This is a genomic window from Streptomyces sp. LaBMicrA B280, from assembly GCF_049222185.1.
In the GTDB taxonomy this organism is placed as follows: domain Bacteria; phylum Actinomycetota; class Actinomycetes; order Streptomycetales; family Streptomycetaceae; genus Streptomyces; species Streptomyces murinus.
On the sequence record NZ_JBMJCT010000003.1, the window covers coordinates 168,208 to 190,546 of the forward strand.

20 protein-coding genes and 1 pseudogene are annotated in these 22,339 nt (G+C 71.9%); 7 read left to right on the top strand and 14 right to left on the bottom strand.

Annotated features, from left to right (window positions below; translation table 11 throughout):
• Positions 1-40: 40 nt before the first annotated feature.
• From ACLF5H_RS03135 to ACLF5H_RS03150, 4 genes are all read right to left on the bottom strand, one after another.
• On the bottom strand, positions 41-1,414 hold the full coding sequence (locus ACLF5H_RS03135) for a hypothetical protein (RefSeq protein WP_421674546.1): 1,374 nt from the start codon (positions 1,412-1,414) through the stop codon (positions 41-43).
• On the bottom strand, positions 1,404-1,964 hold the full coding sequence (locus ACLF5H_RS03140) for a DUF6114 domain-containing protein (protein WP_421674547.1): 561 nt from the start codon (positions 1,962-1,964) through the stop codon (positions 1,404-1,406). The genes ACLF5H_RS03135 and ACLF5H_RS03140 overlap by 11 nt, the downstream gene beginning before the upstream one ends.
• 116 nt (positions 1,965-2,080) lie before the next feature.
• Entirely contained in the window at positions 2,081-2,713 is a 633-nt protein-coding gene (locus ACLF5H_RS03145; RefSeq protein WP_361674537.1) for a DUF6230 family protein, read from the bottom strand.
• A 622-nt stretch (positions 2,714-3,335) separates the two neighbouring features.
• Complete coding sequence (locus ACLF5H_RS03150; protein WP_421674548.1) at positions 3,336-4,313, bottom strand: tetratricopeptide repeat protein; 978 nt, start codon at positions 4,311-4,313, stop codon at positions 3,336-3,338.
• A gap of 242 nt (positions 4,314-4,555) precedes the next feature.
• Between ACLF5H_RS03150 and ACLF5H_RS03155 the strand changes: the two genes are divergently transcribed.
• Positions 4,556-5,173, top strand: coding sequence for a TetR/AcrR family transcriptional regulator (locus tag ACLF5H_RS03155; RefSeq protein WP_421674549.1), 618 nt, complete (start codon positions 4,556-4,558; stop codon positions 5,171-5,173).
• A gap of 745 nt (positions 5,174-5,918) precedes the next feature.
• Here the strand turns inward: ACLF5H_RS03155 and ACLF5H_RS03160 are convergent.
• From ACLF5H_RS03160 to ACLF5H_RS03190, 7 genes are all read right to left on the bottom strand, one after another.
• Positions 5,919-7,619: an acyl-CoA mutase large subunit family protein gene (locus ACLF5H_RS03160; RefSeq protein WP_421674550.1), complete on the bottom strand. Its 1,701-nt coding sequence runs from the start codon at positions 7,617-7,619 to the stop codon at positions 5,919-5,921.
• Positions 7,620-7,714: 95 nt separating this feature from the next.
• Positions 7,715-8,053: a DUF3817 domain-containing protein gene (locus ACLF5H_RS03165; protein WP_421674551.1), complete on the bottom strand. Its 339-nt coding sequence runs from the start codon at positions 8,051-8,053 to the stop codon at positions 7,715-7,717.
• A gap of 43 nt (positions 8,054-8,096) precedes the next feature.
• Positions 8,097-8,606 carry a MarR family winged helix-turn-helix transcriptional regulator gene (locus tag ACLF5H_RS03170; RefSeq protein ID WP_421674552.1) on the bottom strand — a complete coding sequence of 170 codons (510 nt, stop codon included), beginning with the start codon at positions 8,604-8,606 and terminating at the stop codon, positions 8,097-8,099.
• 313 nt (positions 8,607-8,919) lie between these two features.
• Positions 8,920-9,567, bottom strand: a complete 648-nt coding sequence (locus ACLF5H_RS03175; protein WP_421674553.1) for a TetR/AcrR family transcriptional regulator — start codon at positions 9,565-9,567, stop codon at positions 8,920-8,922.
• Positions 9,564-10,328 carry a hypothetical protein gene (locus ACLF5H_RS03180; RefSeq protein WP_421674554.1) on the bottom strand — a complete coding sequence of 255 codons (765 nt, stop codon included), beginning with the start codon at positions 10,326-10,328 and terminating at the stop codon, positions 9,564-9,566. The genes ACLF5H_RS03175 and ACLF5H_RS03180 overlap by 4 nt, the downstream gene beginning before the upstream one ends.
• Positions 10,329-10,415: 87 nt before the next feature.
• Entirely contained in the window at positions 10,416-10,715 is a 300-nt protein-coding gene (locus tag ACLF5H_RS03185; RefSeq protein ID WP_301489290.1) for an MTH1187 family thiamine-binding protein, read from the bottom strand.
• Positions 10,712-11,062: a DUF3817 domain-containing protein gene (locus ACLF5H_RS03190; protein WP_421674555.1), complete on the bottom strand. Its 351-nt coding sequence runs from the start codon at positions 11,060-11,062 to the stop codon at positions 10,712-10,714. Before ACLF5H_RS03190 ends, ACLF5H_RS03185 begins: the two co-directional genes overlap by 4 nt.
• 194 nt (positions 11,063-11,256) lie before the next feature.
• Here ACLF5H_RS03190 and ACLF5H_RS03195 point away from each other — a divergent pair, with 194 nt between their 5' ends.
• From ACLF5H_RS03195 to ACLF5H_RS03210, 4 genes are all read left to right on the top strand, one after another.
• Entirely contained in the window at positions 11,257-11,889 is a 633-nt protein-coding gene (locus ACLF5H_RS03195) for an AIM24 family protein (protein ID WP_421674606.1), read from the top strand.
• A 1-nt stretch (position 11,890) separates the two neighbouring features.
• The gene (locus ACLF5H_RS03200; RefSeq protein ID WP_421674556.1) at positions 11,891-12,541 is read left to right on the top strand and encodes an AIM24 family protein; all 651 of its coding nucleotides are present in this window, start codon (positions 11,891-11,893) and stop codon (positions 12,539-12,541) included.
• Positions 12,542-12,600: 59 nt separating this feature from the next.
• Positions 12,601-13,362 (top strand): AIM24 family protein, encoded by a 762-nt coding sequence (locus ACLF5H_RS03205; protein WP_421674607.1) that lies wholly within the window; start codon positions 12,601-12,603, stop codon positions 13,360-13,362.
• A gap of 92 nt (positions 13,363-13,454) precedes the next feature.
• Complete coding sequence (locus ACLF5H_RS03210; protein WP_046424311.1) at positions 13,455-13,931, top strand: MarR family winged helix-turn-helix transcriptional regulator; 477 nt, start codon at positions 13,455-13,457, stop codon at positions 13,929-13,931.
• A gap of 63 nt (positions 13,932-13,994) precedes the next feature.
• Here the strand turns inward: ACLF5H_RS03210 and ACLF5H_RS03215 are convergent, their stop codons facing one another.
• From ACLF5H_RS03215 to ACLF5H_RS03225, 3 genes are all read right to left on the bottom strand, one after another.
• On the bottom strand, positions 13,995-15,194 hold the full coding sequence (locus ACLF5H_RS03215; RefSeq protein WP_421674557.1) for an MFS transporter: 1,200 nt from the start codon (positions 15,192-15,194) through the stop codon (positions 13,995-13,997).
• 150 nt (positions 15,195-15,344) lie between these two features.
• The gene (gene meaB / locus ACLF5H_RS03220) at positions 15,345-16,301 is read right to left on the bottom strand and encodes a methylmalonyl Co-A mutase-associated GTPase MeaB (RefSeq protein WP_421674558.1); all 957 of its coding nucleotides are present in this window, start codon (positions 16,299-16,301) and stop codon (positions 15,345-15,347) included.
• Between the two features lie 78 nt (positions 16,302-16,379).
• The gene (locus ACLF5H_RS03225; protein ID WP_421674559.1) at positions 16,380-17,579 is read right to left on the bottom strand and encodes an acetyl-CoA C-acetyltransferase; all 1,200 of its coding nucleotides are present in this window, start codon (positions 17,577-17,579) and stop codon (positions 16,380-16,382) included.
• Between the two features lie 149 nt (positions 17,580-17,728).
• On the opposite strand from ACLF5H_RS03225, the gene mce reads away from it, so the two are divergent.
• Positions 17,729-18,169 (top strand): methylmalonyl-CoA epimerase, encoded by a 441-nt coding sequence (gene mce, locus ACLF5H_RS03230; RefSeq protein WP_111584629.1) that lies wholly within the window; start codon positions 17,729-17,731, stop codon positions 18,167-18,169.
• Between the two features lie 207 nt (positions 18,170-18,376).
• Positions 18,377-22,274 (top strand): annotated as a pseudogene (gene scy, locus ACLF5H_RS03235) (polarized growth protein Scy).
• Positions 22,275-22,339 lie beyond the last annotated feature (65 nt).

Below are 22,339 nucleotides of genomic sequence, written 5' to 3' on the forward strand. Positions count from 1 at the left end.
TCTGCGGTGTCGCGGCTCCCGGACGGGTCTGGGGGACCGGTCAGCCGGTCGTGTACACATGCATCCCGGGCACGTGCAGGCTGCCGCCGAACTGGGCGGCCTGGGTCACCTTCACATTGGTGAAGTAGATCAGCGGGAGGTTCAGCGGGGGCGGGCTGTCGGGGGTGAACGTCATCGGGATCAGACCGAACAGGTTGCCCGAGATCGACTCGGTGTACATCACGGTCTTGCCGTCGCGGATGGTCGACGTCGAGCCCTTGGACGCCTGGACGTGGTACGTCTTGCCGGACAGCGAGTCGTGCACCGTCTGGTGCAGGTCGCCGATGTCGGTGCCGTCGGAGATGACGTACTTCAGCACCTTCTTGGTGGTGCCGCCCGCCGTCCTCACCTCGACGATGCCCTGGTAGTCGGCGCCCTTGAGCAGCAGCGAGCTGGCCTGGAGGTACCAGGGGTCGTTCGCCACCGGCACCGGGTTGTCGACGCCGCCCTCGTCGGTGGTGGCCGCCGGGCAGTCCTTCGCCGAGGGGCTCGCGCTGGTGGACGGGTCCGGGGTCGCCGAGTCCGCCGTGTCCTTGACGGCCTTGCCCGCGCCGTCGACCGTCTTGGAGACCGTGCCGGTGGTGTTCTTCACCGTGTCCCCGACCGTCTTGGCGGCCTTGGAGGTGGTGTCCTTGACGGTGTCGGACAGTTTCTTGCCGGACGACGACGCCGTGGAGCCGGACGCGGACGGCGACGGGCTCGCCGAGGGCGTGGCGCTCGCGGACGGCGTGGCGGTGTCCTGCTTGCCGCCGGTGAGGATGTTCCCGAGGGTGTCGCCGATGGTGCCGAGGAGTCCGCCGCCGCCCTGGCTCGCCGACGCGCTCGGCGTCGTCGTACCGGATCCGGAGCCGGAGGTCTCGGTCGGCTTCGGCGCGGTCTTGCCCGCGGAACCCGAGTCAGAGCCCGAACCCGAGCCCGAACCCGAGCCGGAGCCCGAGCCCGAGTCCTTGGACGACGGGTCGGACGTGTCCTTGGAGGAGTCCTTGCCGGTGTCCTTCGTCGCGTCGCCGCTCGGCGAGGACGTCGGCGTCGGCGTCGGCGCCTCGCTGGACTTGGTGGCCGAGGGCGACGGCGAGGACGAGGGGTCCTTGCTGTCGTCCAGCGCCTTGACGCAGTCCTTGTACTCGTCCGCCGTCAGGCTCTTGGCCGCGGGCGAGGAGGCCGGGCCGCCGCCGTTGCCCGCCGCGAGGGCGAGCGTGGAGGTGAAGCCCATGCCCATGAGCACGGCCGTCGGCATCGCCACGGTGGCTATCGCCTTGCCGGCCGGCATATGGAACCTGGTGAACAGCGGCTTCCTGGGGGCCGCGTGGCGGGCTCCGGTTCTCCCGCGGGACTCGTCCGCGTCACTCCCGCGGCTCACCTCGTCAGCCGGCACTGTGCCTCCCGTTCGCCCCGTTGGCCGGGCTCGTTCCTGACAGGTCGTTCGGCTCGTACGTACCGTCCGCGCGCTGGCCGGGCAGCGGCGCGGCATCGGGTGCGCCGCCCGCGCCCGGTGCGGCCTCACCGGCCGCCGACTCCGGACCGCCGGGCTCGCCCGGTGCCCACGCCACGGCCATCGCCCCGCCGATGAGGGAGAACAGGAAGCCGAGGACGAATCCACCGAAGTTGGATACGGGGAGGGACACCAGTGCCAGCAGGATCGCGGCGACTCCCGCGAAGGTCCGTACATGCTTCTGGAACCAGAGGCTGACGCCCAGCACGACGAGCAGCACACCGATGATCAGGGATCCCGCTCCCGCGGTGGTCGCCATCGCCAGCGTGAGGTGTCCCAGCTGGAGGTGGGCGTACGGGAAGTACATGATCGGAAAGCCGCCGAGCAAGACGAACAGACCTGCCCAGAACGGCCGCGCGCCCCGCCAGGCGCGGAACTGCTGCCTCCGGACGTTGAACTGGCCGGGGTCGGCGGCAGGGGTCTCGGCGCTCATGGAAAACAGCTCCCTGGTGCGGCATTGCTGTGGTGATGACGTGTGCCACGTGTGAAGACGCGGCGGATGTGGCGCGGGCGGGGGCGCCGTCGGCTCCCCCGCCCGTCAACGAGTGCCTAGTAGCACTCGTGTGTGCCCGCCTGCACGGACATGTGCAGACCACTGAGCTTGAAGGTGCCGGCCGTGGTCGCCCACGCCGTCTGCTTCACACCGGTCAGCGTGGCCGAGTCGGCCTGCTGCGCGAAGCCGAACGGGTTGGCCTGCTCCTTGCCACCCTTCATGCCAGGACCCTTGCCGGCGTCCTTGGCGGCAACACCGATGTCGATGTTGTTGAAGGTGGCGTCGGCGCTCAGGTCGTCGACGTCGATGTACAGCTGGCTGGCCTCGACCGGCTTGTCCGCGCCGGCCTTCAGCACGAGGCTGACCGAACCCAGCACCGGGATGTTCGGCGTGACGACCGACTGGCACATGTTCGTGATCTCGGCCGAGTTGAAGGCCGAGACCGCGACCGGGTGGGTCGTCTGGTCACCACTGAGGGTGTAGCCGTTGTCGAGCGCGCCGTACTGCTCGAAGCCCTTACCGACCAGCTTGTCGGCGGACACCTTGAAGGACTGCCCGGACACGCTGAACGAAGCGGCCAGCGCACCCTGAGCGAGGGCGACACCTATACACGCCGTGGCGGCGACGCTGGGCACCATGACCACAGCGAACCGCTTCCATCTGGTCCCGCCACGCACCTGGGACTCCATATTTCCTCCTTCTCGGACGTACATCTCCTGGCCCGGACTCGCCCACGTACGGCGGCCCAGCCGGGCAGGGATGGGAGAAGTGCTACGTCCTCGGGAAGGAGAGCGCCCGTCCTCGGAGGCGCCTACGCGCCCGAATCACCGGCGATCACCCCCGAGCGACAACCACTGGTCGCGCCTGACACACATCACGCACAACCTTGCTGGGCAGGCTTCGCCGGCCGGCGAAGACCCCCCTGCCCGAGAGCCGGCGCCACTGCCGCCGGCTCTGCTCGGTGGGGACCCAGAGTCTCCCTCGCCCCGACCGGATGCCGGGGTACGGGAATGGACCGAGCGTCGCCGATCGTGGTGCAAATTGGCCGCCCGCACAAGGGGGTTCGTTACTGGCTAGTAACGGGCGGATAACCGAGAAACGACCGGGTGATCTCAGAGGGCGACACTCAGTCGCAACACAGGGCAGAGCAAAGCCGTTGATCTCTGTACGAAACCAGACAGATCAACGGCTTTGATTTACTCGGAGTAACAGCCGCCCCGATTGCCAAGATTTGGTAAAGCGGAGCGGCCTCAACGCCTTGTCGGCAAACCTTTCACCCCGGCGTCACAGGCCGTGGCGTTTAGGGACTGGTCAGAAAAGCGCCCGCGCGAGCGCCCTGCGAGCGCCGATCACCCGGGGGTCCTCGGAGCCCACGACCTCGAAGAGCTCCAGGAGCCGACGGCGTACCGCGTCCCGGTCGTCGCCCGCCGTGCGCTGCACGGTCTCGATCAACCGCCCGAAGGCGTCCTCGACATGACCGCCCACCAGATCCAGGTCCGCGGCGGCGATCTGCGCGTCCGCGTCCTTGGGCTTCTCGGCCGCCTCCCGGCGCACCTTCTGCGGGTCCATGCCCTGCACCCGGCGCAGCAACTCGGCCTGCGCGAGACCGAGTTTGGCCTCGGGGTGGGCCGGGTCGTCGGCCAGCACATTCTGGTACGCGGTGACCGCGCCGTCCAGATCGCCGGCGTCCAGCGCCTCGGCGGCCGCGTTCAGCAGCGCCTCGTACGGGCCGACCGGGGCCTCGGCGCCCGCGCCGGGGACGCCGCCCGGCTGCGCGTCCGGGTCGACGGTCAGGCCGGTCAGACCGAAGCGCTCCTCGGCGACCTGCACCAGCTGGTCGAGGGTCCCGCGGATCTGCTCCTCAGTGGCCGCCCCCTGGAACAGGGGCAGTGCCTGGCCCGCCACGACGGCGAACACCGCCGGGATGCCCTGCACCCCGAACTGCTGCATCAGCATCTGGTTGGCGTCGACGTCGATCTTGGCGAGGAGGAAGCGACCGGCGTACTCGACGGCCAGTCGCTCCAGGACCGGGCTCAGCTGCTTGCAGGGCTGACACCACTCGGCCCAGAAGTCGATGACGACGGGCACCTCGGCGGAGCGCTGGAGGACCTCCCGCTCGAAGCCCGCCTCATCGACGTCGATGACGAGATCGGCCGGGGAGACGGCACCCGTGCCGCCCTGCCGGGCCGCTTCGGCGCGCGCCTGCTCGGCCTTGGCCTTGGCCTCCTGGGCCGCCTTCACCGCGGCGAGGTCGACCACGCCGCTCATGGACATGTTCCGTGGCTGCATGCGTCTATCCTCCCCTGATCCCGCGCCTGAAGAAAAAAGCGTCGATGTCCGGCGCCGGGTCCCCACCCGCGCCGTGCCGTTCTGCCCGTGTACGTCCGTCGCGTCCGCCCGCGTACGTCCGTCGCGAGCTTTCGCTACGACCCGTAGCGTAATGGCAATGAGGGGTCACGCGACACCGCGTTCCGGTGATCTCCCTCACGACGCCACGGATCCGGCCGCCACCGGCCGGTTATGGTCGGGGGATGCAGAGCCGCACCCCCGCCAGCCGTCCCGGGCGCCCGCGCAGCGCCACCGCGGACGCCGCGATCCTGGCCGCGACCCGGGAGGCGCTGGTGGAGCTGGGCTGGTCCAAGCTCACGCTCCAGGACGTGGCGATGCGCGCGGGGGTCGCGAAGACCACGCTGTACCGCCGCTGGGCCGGCAAGAACGAGCTGGTGGTCGACGCGGTAGCCGAACTCTTCGACGAGCTGCGGCTGCCGGACGCGGGCAGCCTGGCCGCGGACATCGAGGGCGTGGTCCTCCAGTTCGCGGCGCTCCTGGACCGCCCCGAGTGCCGCAGCGGCCTGATGGCGGTGGTCGCCGAGTCGACCCGCGACGAACCCCTGCGCGAACGCATCCGCGCCTCGGTCGTGGAACGCCAGAAACGCCTGGTGGTGGAGGGCCGCTCGCGCGCCCAGGCCCGCGGCGAACTCCCCCCGGAAGCCGACCCGGAGGAGACCGCCCGCACCATCGACCTCACCTTCGACATGGTCGCCGGCGCCGTCGTCCACCGAACCCTGGTCAGCGGCAAACCGGCCGACGGCCCGTGGATCCGCAGCTTCATCAGAGTCCTGCTGCTGGGACTCTCGGCCCCAGCCTGACACCCCCGGGACCGCCCACGAAGGCGACCGAATCACCCCGTCCCGACGCCCGTTCCGGCCGCACCCGGACATCCGCGACCCCCACCCGTCCCTGCCGGACCGGACCAGCATGCGAGCGAGCGCGGCCACCCGAGCCGCCCCGGCGACGCCCGAGCAACCCGGCCACCGCCCGGGACCCGGCACCACCACCGCCTGGGCCGCCCCGCTACCGCCCGGGACCGTTCACGAAGGCGGCCGAGTCGACCCGGAGCGATGCACGTTCTGGCCACGCCCGGACACCCACAATCCCCACCCGTCCCGGCCGGGCCGGACCGGCACGCAAGCCAGCCCGGCCGCCCCGCCATCGCCCGGGCCGCCCGGCCACCGCCGTGCCGCCACCGCCCGAGCCACGTGTGCTCTTCCGATCCGTGCCGCCACCGCCCGAGCCGCCCCGCCACCGCACGGGACCGGGCACCCGCCACCGCCCGAGACCGGCCCTCGCCACCATCCGGGACCGCCCCCTGCCACCGCCCGTGTCGCCCCGTACCGCCCGGGACCAGCCCCCGCCACCACGCCTGCGGCACCCAGCAGGCAGTCTGGGCGGACCGGTCGCGCCGAACCCGCCCCCGGCCACCACCGGGAGATCCGGCCCGGCGCACATCGCACTGGTCCGGTTCCTGCCCGCGCGCTCCGGGCCCGCACGGTGACCAGGTCGGCGACAGCGCCGCGGCCCTCGCCCCGGTCGGCTCGCATGGCCCAACCGCCCTCAGAAACCCGCCGGTTCCGTGTACGCGCCCCATTCGACGCGCAGGACGCCGCAGATCTCGCCGAGGGTCGCCTCGGCGCGGGCCGCGGACAGCATCGGGCCGATCATGTTGGAGCCGTCGCGGGCGGCGGCGAGCAGGGCGGTGAGGGAGGCACGTACGGCGCTCTCGTCGCGGGCGGCCCTGCGGTCCCCGAGGATCTGGACCTGGGCCCGCTCCACCTCGTGGCTGACGCGCAGGATCTCCAGTTCGCCGGTGACGGAACCGGTGTGCGCGTTGACGCCCACGACCTTCTTCTCGCCCTTCTCCAGGGCCTGTTGATAGCGGAAGGCGGACTCCGCGATCTCACCGGTGAACCAGCCGTCCTCGATCCCGCGCAGGATCCCGGAGGTCATCGGCCCGATGGGATGCCGCCCGTCCGGCCGGGCCGCGAGCCCCCGCTCCCTGATCTGCTCGAAGATCTTCTCCGCGGCCGCCTCGATACGGTCGGTCAGCTGCTCGACGTACCACGCGCCGCCCAGCGGATCCGCCACCCCCGCGACCCCGGTCTCCTCCATCAGCACCTGCTGGGTGCGCAGCGCGATCTCCGCGGCCCGCTCGCTGGGCAGCGCCAGCGTCTCGTCCAGGGCGTTGGTGTGCAGCGAGTTGGTCCCGCCGAGCACCGCCGCCAGCGCCTCCACCGCGGTGCGCACCACGTTGTTGTACGGCTGCTGCGCGGTCAGCGAGACCCCGGCGGTCTGCGTGTGGAACCGCAGCCACTGCGCCTTCTCGCTCCGCGCGCCGTACACGTCCCGCAGCCAGCGCGCCCAGATCCGCCGCGCGGCACGGAACTTGGCGATCTCCTCGAAGAAGTCCACATGGGCGTCGAAGAAGAACGAGAGGCCCGGCGCGAACACATCGACGTCCAGGCCCCGGCTCATCCCCAGCTCGACGTACCCGAACCCGTCCGCGAGCGTGTACGCCAGCTCCTGCGCGGCCGTCGCCCCCGCCTCCCTGATGTGGTACCCGGAGACCGACAGCGGCTTGTAGGCGGGGATGCCGGCGGCGCAGTACTCCATGAGGTCGCCGATCAGCCGCAGATGCGGCTCCGGCGGGAAGAGCCACTCCTTCTGGGCGATGTACTCCTTGAAGATGTCCGTCTGGAGCGTGCCGTTGAGGACCGAGGGATCCACGCCCTGCCGCTCGGCGGCGACCAGGTACATGCAGAAGACGGGCACGGCGGGCCCGCTGATCGTCATCGACGTGCTGACCTCGCCGAGCGGGATGTCCTTGAACAGGATCTCCATGTCGGCGGCCGAGTCGATCGCGACCCCGCAGTGCCCGACCTCGCCGAGCGAGCGGGGGTCGTCCGAGTCCCGGCCCATCAGCGTGGGCATGTCGAACGCCACGGACAGCCCGCCGCCGCCCGCGGCGAGGATCATCTTGTAGCGCTCGTTGGTCTGCTCGGCGTTCCCGAACCCGGCGAACTGCCGGATGGTCCAGGCGCGCCCGCGGTAGCCGGTCGCATGGAGCCCCCGCGTGAACGGGTACTCCCCCGGCCAGCCGATCCGCTCGAATCCCTCGTACGTGTCCCCGGGCCGCGGCCCGTAGACCGGCTCCACGGGATCCCCGGAGAGCGTGGAGAAGTCAGCGTCACGCTTGTGCGCGGCGTCGTATCGGGCCTGCCAGCGCCGGCGGCCCTCCTCGATGGCGTGAGCGTCCATACCCTCGAATTTACTTGGACGTCCTAGTAAATGTCGATGGCAAAGCCGCCGTACGGGTGGGTACGGCGGCTGCGGCCCGCGTGTCGCGGCGGGGCCTACGCCTCGGCGACGGCCGGGGTGCGGTCGGCGATCTTGCCGTCCAGCTCCCGGCTGATCTTCCGCTCCACGAAGAACGCGGCGGTGGGGATGGTGCCCGCGAGCAGCACCCACAGCTGCTTGCCGACCGGCCACTTCGCCTTGGAGCCCAGGTCGAAGGCGAAGACCAGGTAGACGACGTACAGCCAGCCGTGGGCGATGGCGATGACACGGGTCATGTCGGCCGCGCCGCTGATGTCCAGCCCGTACTTCGCGATCATGCTCAGGCACAGGAGCACCAGCAGGACACCCGTGGTGTAGGCCATGACCCGGTAGCGGGTCAGCACGCTTTTCTTCATGGAGTCGAGCGTAACCACCCGTTCCGGGAGATCTTGGCGGGGGTCACCCCTCGTCGAAGTCCAGCGCCGCGACCCGCAGCGGGCGGAACATCGCGAAGATCTCCCGGCACTCCTCCGCGTCGTACGCCCCGAGCCCGAAGTCCATGGCCATGAGGTCGTGGGAGGCCGCGTCGACCACCTCGCGGCCCTTGTCGGTGATCACGGCGAGGGTGCCGCGCCCGTCCTTGGGGTTGGGCCGCTTGGCCACCAGGCCGGACTTCACCAGCCGGTCGACGGTGTTCGTCACGGACGTGGGATGCACCATGAGCCGCTCACCGATCTTGGACATCGGCAGCTCACCGGCCTTGGAGAAGGTGAGCAGCACCAGCGCCTCGTAGCGGGCGAACGTCAGCCCGTACGGCTTGACCACCGCGTCCACCTCGGCGAGCAGGATCTGCTGGGCCCGCATGATCGAGGTGATCGCGGCCATGGACGGCACATTGCCCCAGCGCTGCTGCCACAGCTCGTCGGCGCGGGCGATGGGGTCGAACGGGAGGCTGAGAGGCTTCGGCACGTCATCAGACCCTACCCGCCGGTCATATGCCGGTCAGCTCCGTCTCACCTTTCGGCCGCCGCGGACCACCTCTTCCCGGTCCCGGGGCGCCCGCCCGGCATCGACAGGGGCCCGGCCGCGCGGGCGCGACCAGCCACGCCCCACTCACGCCCGACCCCCCGCGCCGGGCCACCACCGTCACCGCCCGACCCCGCGCGCCGGGCCACCGCCGTCACCGCCCCGGCCCCGAGATCGGAAGAGCACACGTTTTCCCTCCACGACGCTCTTCCGATCTCCGCCGTCACCGCCCCGGCCCCGCGTCGGGCCACCACCATCACCGCCCGGCCCGCCGCAGGCGATGCCGGACGGCCCGCTGCGCCACCGGCCCCAGCTCCTCCAGCGCGGCCACCAGCGCGGCCAGCTGGTCCAGCGCCGCAAGGGCCGCCTCCGCCCCCACCGCGTCGGCCCCCTCGTACAGCTCGATCCCCACGAACGAGGCGGCCACCGCCCGCGCGAGCCCCGCCGGGTCGACGAACTCGGCGACCGGGGTCCCGGCGAGCACCCTGGTGAGCGCCTGCTCGATCTCGGCGATCCACAGCCCGAGCCCCGCCGCCGTCGCGGGTCCGAGCGCCGCGTGCGTGGGTGCTCCGGCGAGTAGCTGGCCCAGGAGGGCGACATGGCCGCCGTCCCGCTCGCGCTCATGGATCTCCCGGCCGACGGCGAGCAGCCCGGACAGGGAGGTGACCGCGGCGAGCCGCTCGCGGTAGCGGGCGACCGCCTGCTCGGCGCCGTACCGGCAGGCCGCCGCGAGCAGTTCGTCGACCGTGCCGAAGTGGTAGAAGACCAGCGCCTGGTTGACGCCGGCCGCCGCGGCCACCGTACGGGCCGAGGTCTTGGCGATGCCCTGCTCGGCGAGCGTGCGCAGGGCGCCCTCCAGCAGCTTGGTCCTGGTCTCCCGGGCCTTCGGGGTCTCGGGGCTCACGCGGGCGCCTGCACGCGCTTCTGGAGGGCGCGCAGCAGCCGCGGTGCCCGGATCCGGGTGGCGGGGGCACGCAGGCAGCGGCGGGCGGCCGGGGTGCAGGCGAGCGGCGACTTGAACAGGGCGAGGCAGACCGCGGCGAGCAGCAGCACCGGGCACAGGTAGGCCATGACGGCGGCGAACGGTCCGAACAGGCGCATCAGCCGCTCCAGGCGCAGCCCGCCGAGACACGCGGTGAGCAGCAGGAGGCGTACGAGGATCTCGGCGAGCCAGTTGCACAGGGCGCGCTCGGGGGTGATGCCCCGCTCCAGCCAGAGCCGGAGCCGGTCGAAGGACCAGGCGGTGGCCCAGTCGAGCAGCGGGCGCACCAGCAGGCGGTCGGCGGCGGCGCCGAGCACTCCGCCGCGGGGGCGGTAGTCGTAGCCGGTGAGGAAGCGCACGCCCCGGTCGTCGGGGACGTAGCGCCAGTAGCCGCTGCCCTCGGCGATCAGGCCGAGGGGGTGGGTGGAGGAGAAGCACAGGGCGGAGGTGCGGGTGCCGTCGGGGCGTTCCTTCTCGCCGGCCGAGACGCCGGTGCCGGAGAGGGTGAGGAAGGGGGGCAGCCGTGCGGTGAAGCGGAAGGGGCGCGGCTCGCCCGGGGCGCTCGGGAGGTGGTGGAGCGCGGTGACGAGCAGGTACCAGCGGCGGTGCAGGACGGGGTCCTGGGTGTGCGCCCACAGTCGGTCGAGGTCGGCGCGTATGTGTGTCTCCGTATAGAGACCCATGGTGTTCCCCCACGTCAGGCCGCCGGCTGAGCGACCGCTCAAAGGATCTTCGGGAAGAAGGTACTTCCTTTGAGCGATCGCTCAAAACTACTGGTCCGCCAGGTGGCGTTCGACCGTCTCCACCTTGGAGGTGAGGCCGTCGGTGACACCGGGCCGGATGTCGGCCTTGAGGACGAGGGAGACGCGCGGGGCGCGCGCTTCGACGGCGGCGACGGCGCGCCGGACGACGTCCATGACCTCGTCCCAGCTCTCGCCCTCGATCGAGGTGAACATGGCGTCGGTGCGGTTCGGCAGGCCGGACTCGCGGACCACGCGGACGGCGTCGGCGACGTACTCCCCGACGTCCTCGCCGACGCCGAGGGGCGTCACGGAGAAGGCGACGATCATACGTTCACGACCCCTTCCTTGCGGGCGCGGGCGGCGATCACGGCGTCCTCGGCCTCGCGGCGCAGGGCGCGCTCGACGATGAAGCCGCCGAAGGGGATGACCGAGTAGGCGATGTACAGGCCGGCCTTGCCCTTGGCCCACTTGGCGCGGTTCCAGGCGTCGGCCCAGAAGAGCACGTAGAGGACGAACAGCACGCCGTGGATCGGGCCCATGACGGGGGCGACGTTGACGCCGGAGTCGACCGTGTACTTGATGATCGTGCAGGTCGCGAGGACGATCCAGGAGATGCCCTCCGGCACGGAGATCAGGCGCAGGCGGCGCAGGGCGGAGGCGGTCTTGAGGTCCACGGGTCACCTTCGGGGGGAGTGTCGCTGCGGGGCACGGCCGCTGACGGGACCGATGCCGTGATCGGCTTTGTGAATGGGGGCACAAGCGTCCCCCATTGTGGCAAACGGTGCCCCTAGGGGTCCGCTCAGGGTGCGGCTCCACCCGCGGGTGCTGTTCGGTCCACCCGCGCTGCCGCTACGTTCGCAGCGTGGCGATGTTCCGATTGCAAGGCAGCAGGGTGCTCGCCGTCGAGATGACCGGGGACGCCGTGAAGGCGAAGAACGGCTCGATGGTCGCGTACGACGGGCAGATGTCGTTCAAGAAACTCACCGGGGGCGGGGACGGACTGCGCGGGATGGTGACCCGCCGGCTCACCGGTGAGCAGATGGCGGTGATGGAGGTGAAGGGGCACGGGACCTGCTGGTTCGCCGACCGGGCGACCGAGATCAACCTGGTGCGCCTCCAGGGCGAAAAGCTGTACGTGGAGTCGAGCAATCTGCTGGTGACGGACGCCGCGCTGCGTACGGGCACCACGTTCACCGGACTGCGCGGCGCCTCCCAGGGCAACGGCCTGTTCACCACGACGGTGGAGGGACACGGCCAGGCGGCGATCATGTCCGACGGCCCCGCGGTGGCACTCCGGGTCAGCCCCCAGTACCCGCTGACCGTCGACCCGGGGGCCTATGTCGCCCATCAGGGCGATGTCCGGCAGTCCTTCCAGTCCGGTGTGACGTTCCGCACCTTCCTCGGGGAGGGCGGCGGCGAGGCCTTCCAGATCCGCTTCGAGGGGGACGGCCTGGTGTATGTGCAGCCGAGCGAGCGGAACACGATCGCGGGGGATCTGTGAGATGACCTTCCGAGAGATCAACTCCAAGATGGTCGAGGCGACCGTGCTCCCCGGGCAGCGGCTGTTCAGCCAGCGCGGGGCGATGCTCGCCTACCGGGGGGACGTGTCCTTCACGCCCAACATCCAGGGCGGCCAGGGCGGGGTGATGTCCATGCTGGGGCGCCGGGTGTCGGGCGAGGCGACCCCGCTGATGACCGTCGAGGGCAGCGGCACCGTGTTCTTCGGACACGGCGGCCATCACGTCCATGTCATCCACCTCACCGGCGACACCCTGTACGTGGAGGCCGACCGCCTGCTCGCCTTCGAGGGCGCGCTGCGCCAGGGCACGATGTTCATGGGCTCGCAGGGCGGGGTGATGGGCCTGGTGCGCGGCCAGGTCACCGGCCAGGGCCTGTTCACCACCACCCTCCAGGGCCAGGGCGGGGTCGCCGTGATGGCCCACGGCGGCGTCTTCGAGCTGCCGATCAGCCCCGGCCGCCCGGTGCATGTGGACCCGGGGGCCTATGTCGCCCATCACGGCGACGTCCGCAACCGGCTGTCCACCGCCCTCGGCTGGCGCGAGATGGTGGGCCGCGGCTCCGGCGAGGCGTTCCAGCTGGAGCTGAGCGGCAGCGGCACGGTGTACGTCCAGGCCTCGGAGGAGAAGCTGTGAGCGCGTACTCAGGCACGTACGGCACCGCCCGCCCCGGCGGCCCGGTGGTGCACGACCCGATGACCCTGCCCGTCGACGACAACGTGAACAGCTACATGTTCTGCGTCGAGCTCAAGGACGGGCAGTGGTTCCTCCAGAAGGGGAAGATGATCGCCTACTACGGGGCGATCGAGTTCAACGGCATCGGCCACGGCCGGCTCGACCATCTGGTGCGCACCTCGTTCCATTCGCCACTGCACGCGAGCGACTGGGTCGTGGCGAGCGGCTCGGGCAAGATGCTGCTCGCCGACCGGGCCTTCGACGTCAACTCGTACGACCTGGACGACGGGAACTTGACCATTCGCGCGGGCAATCTGCTCGCTTTTCAGCCAAGTCTTGCGCTCAAACAATCGATCGTGCCGGGTTTTCTGACCCTCATCGGAACCGGAAGATTCGTGGCCGCGTCCAACGGGCCGGTGGTGTTCATGGAGCCTCCCCTGCGGGTGGATCCCCAGGCACTCGTCGGCTGGGCCGACTGCCCCTCCCCCTGCCATCACTACGACCATGGGTACCTGACCGGTGTACTGGGCGGACTCCGTGCGATGACGGGCCTCGGCGGGGTTTCCGGGGAGGAGCACCAGTTCGAGTTCGTGGGCGCCGGGACGGTGTTGCTCCAGTCCTCGGAGGCGCTGATGGCGGAGGTCGACACGGGGGTCGTACCGTCCGATCCGGGGACTCCGGGCGGTGGCGCGCCGGGGCGGCCCGGACACGGTCCGCAACCGCCCGGCGCACCGCGCCTTCCCGGACAGCTGGGGGACCTCCAGCGTCGCTTCGGGCTGTGAGCGGTAGTCTGCGGAGTGTGACGTCGAACGCGTGCGCACAGTCACACCACCCGAAGTAGTTCGTCATTCAACTTCTTAGGTAGACTTCATTCATGGAGACCGAAACGGCCACGCGCTGGCTGACCGATGCGGAGCAGTGCGCCTGGCGCACCCACCTGGAGGTCAACAGGCTGTTGACGTACCAGCTGGAGAAGGATCTGCAGCCGTTCGGCCTGACGATGAACGATTACGAGATCCTCGTGAACCTGTCCGAGTCGGAGGACGTGCGGATGCGGATGAGCGACCTCGCCTCCGCCACGCTGCAGTCCAAGAGCCGGCTCTCGCACCAGATCACGCGGATGGAGAACGCGGACCTCGTGCGCCGCGAGAACTGTGAATCGGATCGGCGGGGTCTGTACGCGGTGCTCACGGAGCACGGCATGGAGACGATGAAGAAGGTGGCGCCGCACCATGTGTCCTCGGTGCGGCGGCACTTCATCGACCTGCTCTCACCGGAGGCCCTGGTGGAGCTGGACAAGGCACTGAAGCCGATCGCGGAACACCTGCGGGGACAGCGGGGGCGCCCCTAGACCGGCCACAGACCGGCCGCGCGGTTCCCCGCGGCCCCGGAAGGGGGCGCGGGGACCGCGCGATCAGTCACGACGTGGCCGCGCGAGGCCACCGGCCCCGGCCAGGACGGCGGACGCCAGGGCCGTGCTGCCGGCCACCAGGAAGCAGACCCCCAGCGGCACCCGGCCGATCAGCAGCCCCGTGGCCAGCGCCCCGGCCGAACTGCCCGCGTTCACGCCCATGTTGACCCACGCCCCGGCCTGGGTACGGGACTCGGCTCTCACGGACTCGTCGGCCGCGAGGTACGCCGTCGTCAGGGTCGGCGCCACGAAGACCCCGGCGAGGGCCAGCGCGGCGGTGAGCACCCAGAGGTCGGGCGCGAGGCCCGCCACCGCGACGACCAGGCCGAGCGCCACCGAGAAGCGCGGCAGCCGGACGCGGGCGGGGGCCGTCCACCGCACCGCCCCGTTCGCGAGGCCGCCCAGCGCGCTGCCCGCTGACAGCGCCCCGAGGACCCACGGCACGAGATCGGTGTCGTACGCGTGCGCGCAGGCGTAGGCCATGGTCAGCAGGTCCACCCCGCTGAGGGTCAGCCCGACGCAGAGGGCGACGGCGGCGGGGGCGAGCAGACCGGAGGCTCCCCCGAGCCGCGCGTCCCGGGCGGCGGGCCGGGGACCCGGCAGCACCGGTGACCCGACGAACACCCCGGTACCGGCCACGATCAGCAGCGCGCTGAGCAGGATCCCGGCGGCCGGCGGGGCGAACCCGGTCAGGACGCCGACCAGGACGGGCCCGGAGACGAAGAGCAGTTCCTCGGCGACGCCGTCGAGGCTGTAGGCGCGCTGCAACAGATGCCGGTCGGGGGCGAGTTCGGCCCACAGCGCGCGCATCGTCGGCCCCAGCGGGGGCGTGCACGCGCCGGCGAACGCCGCGACCGCGGCGAGCGGGGCCACCGGCGCGCCGGGACGCCAGGTCAGGGCGGCGAGCAGGGTCAGCAGGGCGCCGTACAGCAGCGCCATGGGCGCGAGGGCCCGGCGCGGCCCGTGCCGGTCGATCAGGGCGCCGCGCACCGGCATCAGGAACACCGAAGCGGCGCCGAACAGGGACATCACCGCCCCGGAGACGGCGTAGGAGCCGGTGGCGCGGGTGACGGACAGCATCACCGCGAGGGACACGGTGCCGTAGGAGAGACGGGCGGTCAGGGCCGCGGTGAAGGCGCGGCGGGCGCCCGGAAGGCGCAGCACGGCGGCGTACGAAGGCCGCGCGGGAGCATGCGTGGACATGCGGGAAGTTCCTCTGACGGAGGCGGGAGAAGGGCATGCCGAGGCACGCGAGCACCGGAGGGGTCACGGCGTCGCGTGCGGGGCGGGCCCTATGCCAAGAGGAGGAACACGGAGGACAAGTTAGCCGCGGGCGCCCGGAGTTGACCAGGCTCAGCCCCGCGTGATCCCCGCCACCAGCTCGTCGGCGGCGCGGTACGGGTCGAGTTCGCCCGCGACGATCCGCTCCGCGAGGGCGTCGAGGCGCCGGTCGCCGTGCAGGTCCCCGATGCGCTCACGCAGGGCGGTGACCGCGATGGTCTCCACCTCGCGGGCCGCGCGGGCCCGCCGGCGTTCGGTGAGGACCCCGTGCTCCTCCATCCAGCCGCGGTGCTTCTCCAGCGCCTCGACCACCTCGTCCACGCCCTCGGCGCGGGAGGCGACCGTCTTCACGATCGGCGGCCGCCAGTCACCGGGGCGGCGGGCCTCGCCGAGGCCCAGCATGTGGTTCAGCTCGCGGGCGGTGGCGTCGGCGCCGTCCCGGTCCGCCTTGTTGACGACGTAGACGTCGCCGATCTCCAGGATGCCCGCCTTGGCGGCCTGGATGCCGTCGCCCATGCCCGGGGCCAGCAGCACCACGCTGGTGTCCGCCTGGGCGGCGATCTCCACCTCGGACTGGCCGACGCCCACCGTCTCGACCAGGACCACGTCGCAGCCCGCCGCGTCCAGGACGCGGATCGCCTGCGGGGCGGACCAGGCGAGGCCGCCGAGGTGGCCCCGGGTCGCCATCGAGCGGATGTAGACGCCGGGATCGGAGGCGTGATCCGACATGCGCACCCGATCACCCAGCAGGGCGCCGCCGGAGAAGGGCGAGGACGGGTCGACGGCGAGGACGCCGACCCGCTTGCCCTGCTTGCGGTACGCCGTGACGAGCGCGGAGGTGGAGGTCGACTTGCCGACGCCGGGCGAGCCGGTCAGGCCCACCACATAGGCGTTGCCGGTCAGCGGGGCCAGCGCCGCCATGACCTCCCGCAGCTGCGGGGACGCCCCCTCCACCAGGGAGATCAGCCGGGCCACGGCCCGCGGGCTGCCTTCCCTGGCCCGGTCCACCAGAGAGGAGACGTCCTGCATCGCACAGCTCCGTTCGCTTCACCGACCTGCTCCACCGACCTGCTTCACCGACCTGCTCCACCGACCGGGCGGAAGGGCTCAGGCCTTCGGTACCCGCACGATCAGCGCGTCACCCTGGCCGCCGCCACCGCACAGCCCGGCCGCGCCGATGCCGCCGCCCCGGCGCTTGAGCTCCAGCGCCAAGTGGAGCACGAGGCGGGCGCCGGACATGCCGATCGGGTGGCCGAGCGCGATCGCGCCGCCGTTGACGTTCACCTTTTCCGTGGACACACCGAGGTCCTTCATTGACTGCACGGTGACGGCGGCGAACGCCTCGTTGATCTCGATCAGGTCGAGGTCGGCGACCTCCTTGCCCTCCTTCTTGAGGGCGTTCAGGATCGCGTTGGACGGCTGGGAGTGCAGCGAGTTGTCCGGGCCCGCCACATTGCCGTGCGCGCCGATCTCGGCGAGCCACTCGAGGCCCAGCTCCTCCGCCTTGGCCTTGCTCATCACGACCACGGCGGCGGCGCCGTCGGAGATCTGCGAGGAGGTGCCGGCGGTGATGGTGCCGTCCTTGGTGAAGGACGCGCGCAGCTTGCCCAGGGTCTCCACCGTGGTGTCGGCGCGGATGCCCTCGTCCTTGCTGAACAGGATCGGGTCGCCCTTGCGCTGCGGGATCTCCACGGGGGTGATCTCCGCCTCGAACACGCCGTTCTTCTGCGCGGCGGCGGCCCGCTGGTGGGACAGCGCGCCGATCTCGTCCTGCGCGAGGCGGCCGATGCCGAGCCGGGTGTTGTGGTGCTCGGTGGACTCGCCCATGGCGATGGCCTCGAACGAGTCGGTCAGACCGTCGTGCGCCATCGAGTCGATCATCTCGATCGAGCCGTACTTGTAGCCCTCGCGGGACTTGGGCAGCAGGTGGGGGGCGTTGGTCATGGACTCCATGCCGCCCGCCACGACGATGTCGAACTCGCCGGCGCGGATCAGCTGGTCGGCCAGGGCGATCGCGTCGAGCCCGGACAGGCACACCTTGTTGACGGTGAGGGCCGGGACGCTCATCGGGATGCCGCCCTTGACGGCCGCCTGGCGGGCCGGGATCTGACCGGCGCCGGCCTGGAGCACCTGGCCCATGATCACGTACTGCACCTGGTCGCCGCCGATGCCCGCCCGGTCCAGGGCCGCCTTGATCGCGAAGCCGCCCAGGTCGGCCGCGGAGAAGGACTTCAGGGAGCCCAGCAGCCGCCCCATGGGCGTACGGGCGCCCGCGACGATCACCGAGCTGTTCGTTCCAGAAGACATGAGGTGCGATCCCCTTCCAGCTACGCAGAGCCGAGGAGTGAACGAGGGTTTACATCGAATGTACTGAGAGTCACTCAGTGCCGTCATCGCCCTGCCGGTGTGATCGCGCGCACGTTGCGTAACCACCTTCGTGGCGCTGCACTGAAACCATGCTGACGCGAATCGACCACATCGGGATCGCCTGCCACGACCTCGACGCCACCGTCGAGTTCTACCGGGCCACCTACGGCTTCGAGGTCTTCCACACCGAGGTCAACGAGGAACAGGGCGTGCGCGAGGCCATGCTCAAGATCAACGAGACCTCGGACGGCGGCGCCTCCTACCTCCAGCTCCTGGAGCCGACCCGCGAGGACTCCGCGGTCGGCAAGTGGCTGGCCAAGAACGGCGAGGGCGTGCATCACATCGCCTTCGGCACGGCGGACGTCGACGCCGACTCCGAGGACATCCGGAGCAAGGGCGTCCGAGTGCTCTACGACGAGCCGCGACGCGGTTCCATGGGCTCCAGGATCACCTTCCTGCACCCCAAGGACTGCCATGGTGTCCTCACAGAACTGGTGACTTCGGCGCCTGTTGAGTCTCCCGAGCACTGACCGCCGTACATAAGGGCCGGTAGGGTTGGGGGCGGTCGTCCCGCGAACCGGGGCGGCCGCATGCCGGGGTCCGGGTTTCGGGGGACGTGCGTCGGGGCAGCAGGCCGTGCTCCGCCGTGGATCTGACACCATTTCCCCGGGGGCCCCGTTCGGCGGTTGGACGTGGCTCGTTGGAGAAGCTGACCAGGGGACGGATGGGACCGCGCAGTGCGGGGCTACGAGAGCCAGGAGCGAGAGCCGGCGGCTGACGACGTCGACCACCTCTCTCGGTTCGAGGCCGATATGAAGCGGCTGAGGACCGAGCGGGAAAAGGCGATCCAGCACGCCGAGGACCTCGGCTACCAGGTCGAGGTGCTGCGCGCCAAGCTGCACGAGGCGCGCCGCACCCTGATGACCCGTCCCGCCTTCGACGGCGGCGACATCGGCTACCAGGCCGAACAGTTGCTCCGCAACGCCCAGATGCAGGCGGAGCAGCTGCGGCAGGACGCCGAGCGTGAGCTGAGCCAGGTCCGCGCGCAGACCCAGCGGATCCTCCAGGAGCACGCCGAGCAGGCCGCGCGGCTGCAGGCCGAGCTGCACCAGGAGGCGGTGACCCGGCGCCAGCAGCTCGACCAGGAGCTGGCCGAGCGCAGGGCGACCGTCGAGTCGCACGTCAACGAGAACGTGGCGTGGGCCGAGCAGCTGCGCGCCCGTACCGAGCAGCAGGCCCGCCGGCTCCTCGACGAGTCGCGCGCGGAGGCCGAGCAGGCGATGGCCGCGGCCCGCGCGGAGGCCGAGCGGCTGACCCGGGAGGCCCGGGACCGGCTGCGCGGCGAGGCCGAGGAGGCCCGTTCCGAGGCCGAGCAGATCCTGCGCCGGGCCCGTACCGACGCCGAGCGGCTGCTGAACGCGGCGTCCACGCAGGCGCAGGAGGCCACCGAGCACGCCGAGCGGCTGCGCACCACCACGGCGACCGAGTCGGACACCGCCCGTCGGCAGGCGGGCGAGCTGAGCCGGGCCGCCGAGAAGCAGATGGCCGAGGCGGAGGAGGCGCTGCGCAAGGCGCAGTCCGAGGCCGAGAAGCTGGTCACCGAGGCCGAGGAGGCCGCCGCCAAGAAGCTGGCGAGCGCCGAGGCCGCCAACGAGACGCGCACCCGCACCGCCAAGGAGCAGGTCGCCCGGCTGGTCGGGGAGGCGACGAAGGAGGCCGAGGCCACCCGTTCGGACGCCGAGCAGCTGGTGGCGGACGCGCGCGCCGAGGCCGAGAAGATCCTCGCCGAGGCCGCCGAGAAGGCCCGTGCGGCCACCGCCGAGGAGACCGCGACCCAGCTGTCCAAGGCGGCCAGGACCGCCGAGGAGGTCCTCAACAAGGCGTCCGAGGACGCCCAGAAGACCACCAGGGCGGCCGCCGAGAAGGCCGAGCGGATCCGCAAGGAGGCCGAGGCCGAGGCGGACCGGCTGCGGGCCGAGGCGCATGACATCGCCGAGGAGCTCAAGGGCACGGCGAAGGACGACACCGAGGAGTACCGCGCCAAGACGGTCGAGCTCCAGGAGGAGGCCCGTCGGCTGCGCGGCGAGGCCGAGCAGCTGCGCTCCGACGCGGTGGCCGAGGGCGAGTCGATCCGCGCGGAGGCGCGCCGGGAGTCGGTCACCAAGATCGAGGAGGCGGCCAAGTCCGCCGAGGAGCTGCTGGCCAAGGCCAAGGCGGACGCCGACGAGCTGCGGCAGAAGGCGACCGCCGACAGCGAGAAGGTCCGCACCGAGGCCGTCGAGCGCGCCACGGCGCTGCGCCGGCAGGCCGAGGAGACCCTGGAGCGCGCCCGCGCGGAGGCCGAGCGGCTGCGCGCCGAGGCCGACGAGCAGGCCGAGTCCGTCAAGGCGGACGCCGAGCAGGCGGCCCTGGAGCTGCGCGAGGAGACCGACCGGGCGGTCGAGACGCGGCGCGCGGAGGCCGCCGAGGAGCTGACCCGGCTGGGGACCGAGGCGCAGGAGCGGCTCACCTCGGCCGAGCAGGCGCTCACCGAGGCCCGTGAGGAGGCCACGCGGATCCGCAAGGAGGCCGCCGAGGAGGCCGAGCGGCTGCGCACCGAGGCCGCCGAGCGGATCCGGGCGCTCCAGGAGCAGGCCGAGACCGAGGCGGAGCGGCTGCGCGACGAGGCGGCGGCCGACGCGTCCGCGTCCCGCGCCGAGGGCGAGGCCGTCGCCGTACGGCTGCGGGGCGAGGCCGCGGCCGAGGCGGAGCGGCTGAAGACGGAGGCGCAGGAGAGCGCCGACCCGGCGCCGCCGCGAGGCCGAGGAGCTGCTGGGCGCGGCCCGCGAGGAGGCCGACGAGGAGCGCCGGCGGGCCCGCGAGCAGAGCGAGGAGCTGCTGGCCTCGGCGCGCAAGCGGGTCGAGGACGCGCAGGCCGAGGCGGTCCGGCTGGTCGAGGAGGCCGAGCGGCGGGCCGGTGAGATGGTGTCCGCCGCCGAGCAGCACGCGCAGCAGGTGCGGGACTCCGTCGCCGGGCTGCACGAGCAGGCGCAGGAGGAGATCACCGGGCTGCGCTCGGCCGCCGAGCACGCGGCGGAGCGTACGAAGCGGGAGGCCGAGGAGGAGGCCGAGCGGCTGCGGGCCGACGCGCACGCCGAGCGGGAGCGGGCGAGCGAGGACGCCGGGCGGCTGCGGCAGGCGGCGCAGGAGGAGTCCGAGGCGGCCCGGGAGGTGGCCGAGCGCACTCTCGCGGAGGCGACGGCGGAGGCCGAGCGGCTGCGTTCGGACGCGGGCGAGTACGCGCAGCGGGTGCGTACCGAGGCGTCCGACGCGCTGGCGGAGGCCGACCAGGCGGCGGCGCGGACCCGGGCGGACGCCCGGGAGGACGCCAACCGCATCCGTTCGGACGCGGCGACGCAGGCCGACACGCTCATCACGGAGGCCCGCAAGGAGGCCGAGCTCCTCCAGACGGAGACGGTCGCGGAGGCCGAGCGGCTCCAGACGGAGACCGCCGCCGAGGCCGAGCGCGTGCGCACGGAGTCCGTGGCGGAGGCCGAGCGGGTCCGTACGGCGTCCGTGACCGAGGCCGAACGAGTGCGCGCGGAATCCGTGACCGAGGCCGAGCGGGTGCGGGCCGAGGCGCGGGCCGCGGCGGACCAGCTGGTCGGCGAGGCCACCACGGAGGCGGAGCGGCTGCGGGCCGAGGCCGCCGAGACGGTGGGTTCCGCGCAGGCGCACGCCGAGCGGACGCGGGCCGAGGCCGAGCGGGTCAAGGCGGACGCGGAGACGGAGGCCGAGCGGCTCCTCGGTACGGCGCGCGAGGAGGCCGAGCGGACGCTGGACGAGGCCCGCCAGGACGCCAACAAGCGGCGTTCGGAGGCGGCCGAGCAGGTCGACAAGCTCATCGGCGAGACCACCGCCGAGGCCGACAAGCTGCTCACCGAGGCCCAGCAGCAGGCGCTGAAGACCACGGCGGACGCCGAGGCGCAGGCCGACACCATGGTGGGCGCGGCCCGCAGCGAGGCCGAGCGGATCGTCTCCGAGTCGACCATCGAGGGCAACTCCCTGGTGGAGAAGGCCCGGACGGACGCGGACGAGCTGCTGGTGGGCGCGCGCCGGGACGCGACCGCGATCCGGGAGCGGGCGGAGGAGCTGCGCGAGCGGGTCACCGCCGAGATCGAGGAGCTGCACACCCGGGCCCGCCGCGAGGCCGCCGAGACGATGAAGTCCGCCGGCGACCGCTGCGACGCGCTCATCAAGGCCGCCGAGGAGCAGCTGGAGAAGGCCCAGGCGAAGGCGAAGGAGATGCTCTCGGACGCCGACTCCGAGGCGGGCAAGGTGCGCATCGCGGCCGTCAAGAAGGCGGAGGGCCTGCTGAAGGAGGCCGAGCTGAAGAAGGCGCGGCTGGTCAAGGAGGCCGAGGAGCTCAAGGCGGAGGCGATCCAGGAGGCGCGGCGCTCGGTCGAGGAGGGCAAGCGCGAGCTGGAGGTCCTGGTGCGCAGGCGCTCGGACATCAACGCCGAGATCTCCCGCGTCCAGGATGTGCTGGACGCGCTGGAGTCCTTCGAGACGCCGGGTGCGGGCAAGGACGGTTCGGTCAAGGCGAGCGCGACGGTCGGCGCACCCCGTTCGGGTGGGAAGTCGTCAGACAGCTAGCATCCGAGGGGTGTTTCGGTGTCGACTGAGGGCTTTGCCCTGCTCGTTGGCAAGCCCTCTGACGG

Excerpts from the sequence above, each read along its gene's own strand:
- ACLF5H_RS03145 (WP_361674537.1), bottom strand. The coding sequence starts at position 2,713 with ATGGAGTCCCAGGTGCGTGGCGGGACCAGATGGAAGCGGTTCGCTGTG.
- mce (WP_111584629.1), top strand. The coding sequence starts at position 17,729 with ATGCTGACGCGAATCGACCACATCGGGATCGCCTGCCACGACCTCGAC.
- ACLF5H_RS03165 (WP_421674551.1), bottom strand. The coding sequence starts at position 8,053 with ATGAAGAAAAGCGTGCTGACCCGCTACCGGGTCATGGCCTACACCACG.
- ACLF5H_RS03180 (WP_421674554.1), bottom strand. The coding sequence starts at position 10,328 with ATGGGTCTCTATACGGAGACACACATACGCGCCGACCTCGACCGACTG.
- ACLF5H_RS03215 (WP_421674557.1), bottom strand. The coding sequence starts at position 15,194 with ATGTCCACGCATGCTCCCGCGCGGCCTTCGTACGCCGCCGTGCTGCGC.
- ACLF5H_RS03200 (WP_421674556.1), top strand. The coding sequence starts at position 11,891 with ATGACCTTCCGAGAGATCAACTCCAAGATGGTCGAGGCGACCGTGCTC.
- ACLF5H_RS03140 (WP_421674547.1), bottom strand. The coding sequence starts at position 1,964 with ATGAGCGCCGAGACCCCTGCCGCCGACCCCGGCCAGTTCAACGTCCGG.
- ACLF5H_RS03225 (WP_421674559.1), bottom strand. The coding sequence starts at position 17,579 with ATGTCTTCTGGAACGAACAGCTCGGTGATCGTCGCGGGCGCCCGTACG.
- ACLF5H_RS03195 (WP_421674606.1), top strand. The coding sequence starts at position 11,257 with ATGTTCCGATTGCAAGGCAGCAGGGTGCTCGCCGTCGAGATGACCGGG.
- ACLF5H_RS03210 (WP_046424311.1), top strand. The coding sequence starts at position 13,455 with ATGGAGACCGAAACGGCCACGCGCTGGCTGACCGATGCGGAGCAGTGC.
- ACLF5H_RS03185 (WP_301489290.1), bottom strand. The coding sequence starts at position 10,715 with ATGATCGTCGCCTTCTCCGTGACGCCCCTCGGCGTCGGCGAGGACGTC.
- ACLF5H_RS03155 (WP_421674549.1), top strand. The coding sequence starts at position 4,556 with ATGCAGAGCCGCACCCCCGCCAGCCGTCCCGGGCGCCCGCGCAGCGCC.
- ACLF5H_RS03205 (WP_421674607.1), top strand. The coding sequence starts at position 12,601 with ATGACCCTGCCCGTCGACGACAACGTGAACAGCTACATGTTCTGCGTC.
- meaB (WP_421674558.1), bottom strand. The coding sequence starts at position 16,301 with ATGCAGGACGTCTCCTCTCTGGTGGACCGGGCCAGGGAAGGCAGCCCG.
- ACLF5H_RS03160 (WP_421674550.1), bottom strand. The coding sequence starts at position 7,619 with ATGGACGCTCACGCCATCGAGGAGGGCCGCCGGCGCTGGCAGGCCCGA.
- ACLF5H_RS03150 (WP_421674548.1), bottom strand. The coding sequence starts at position 4,313 with ATGCAGCCACGGAACATGTCCATGAGCGGCGTGGTCGACCTCGCCGCG.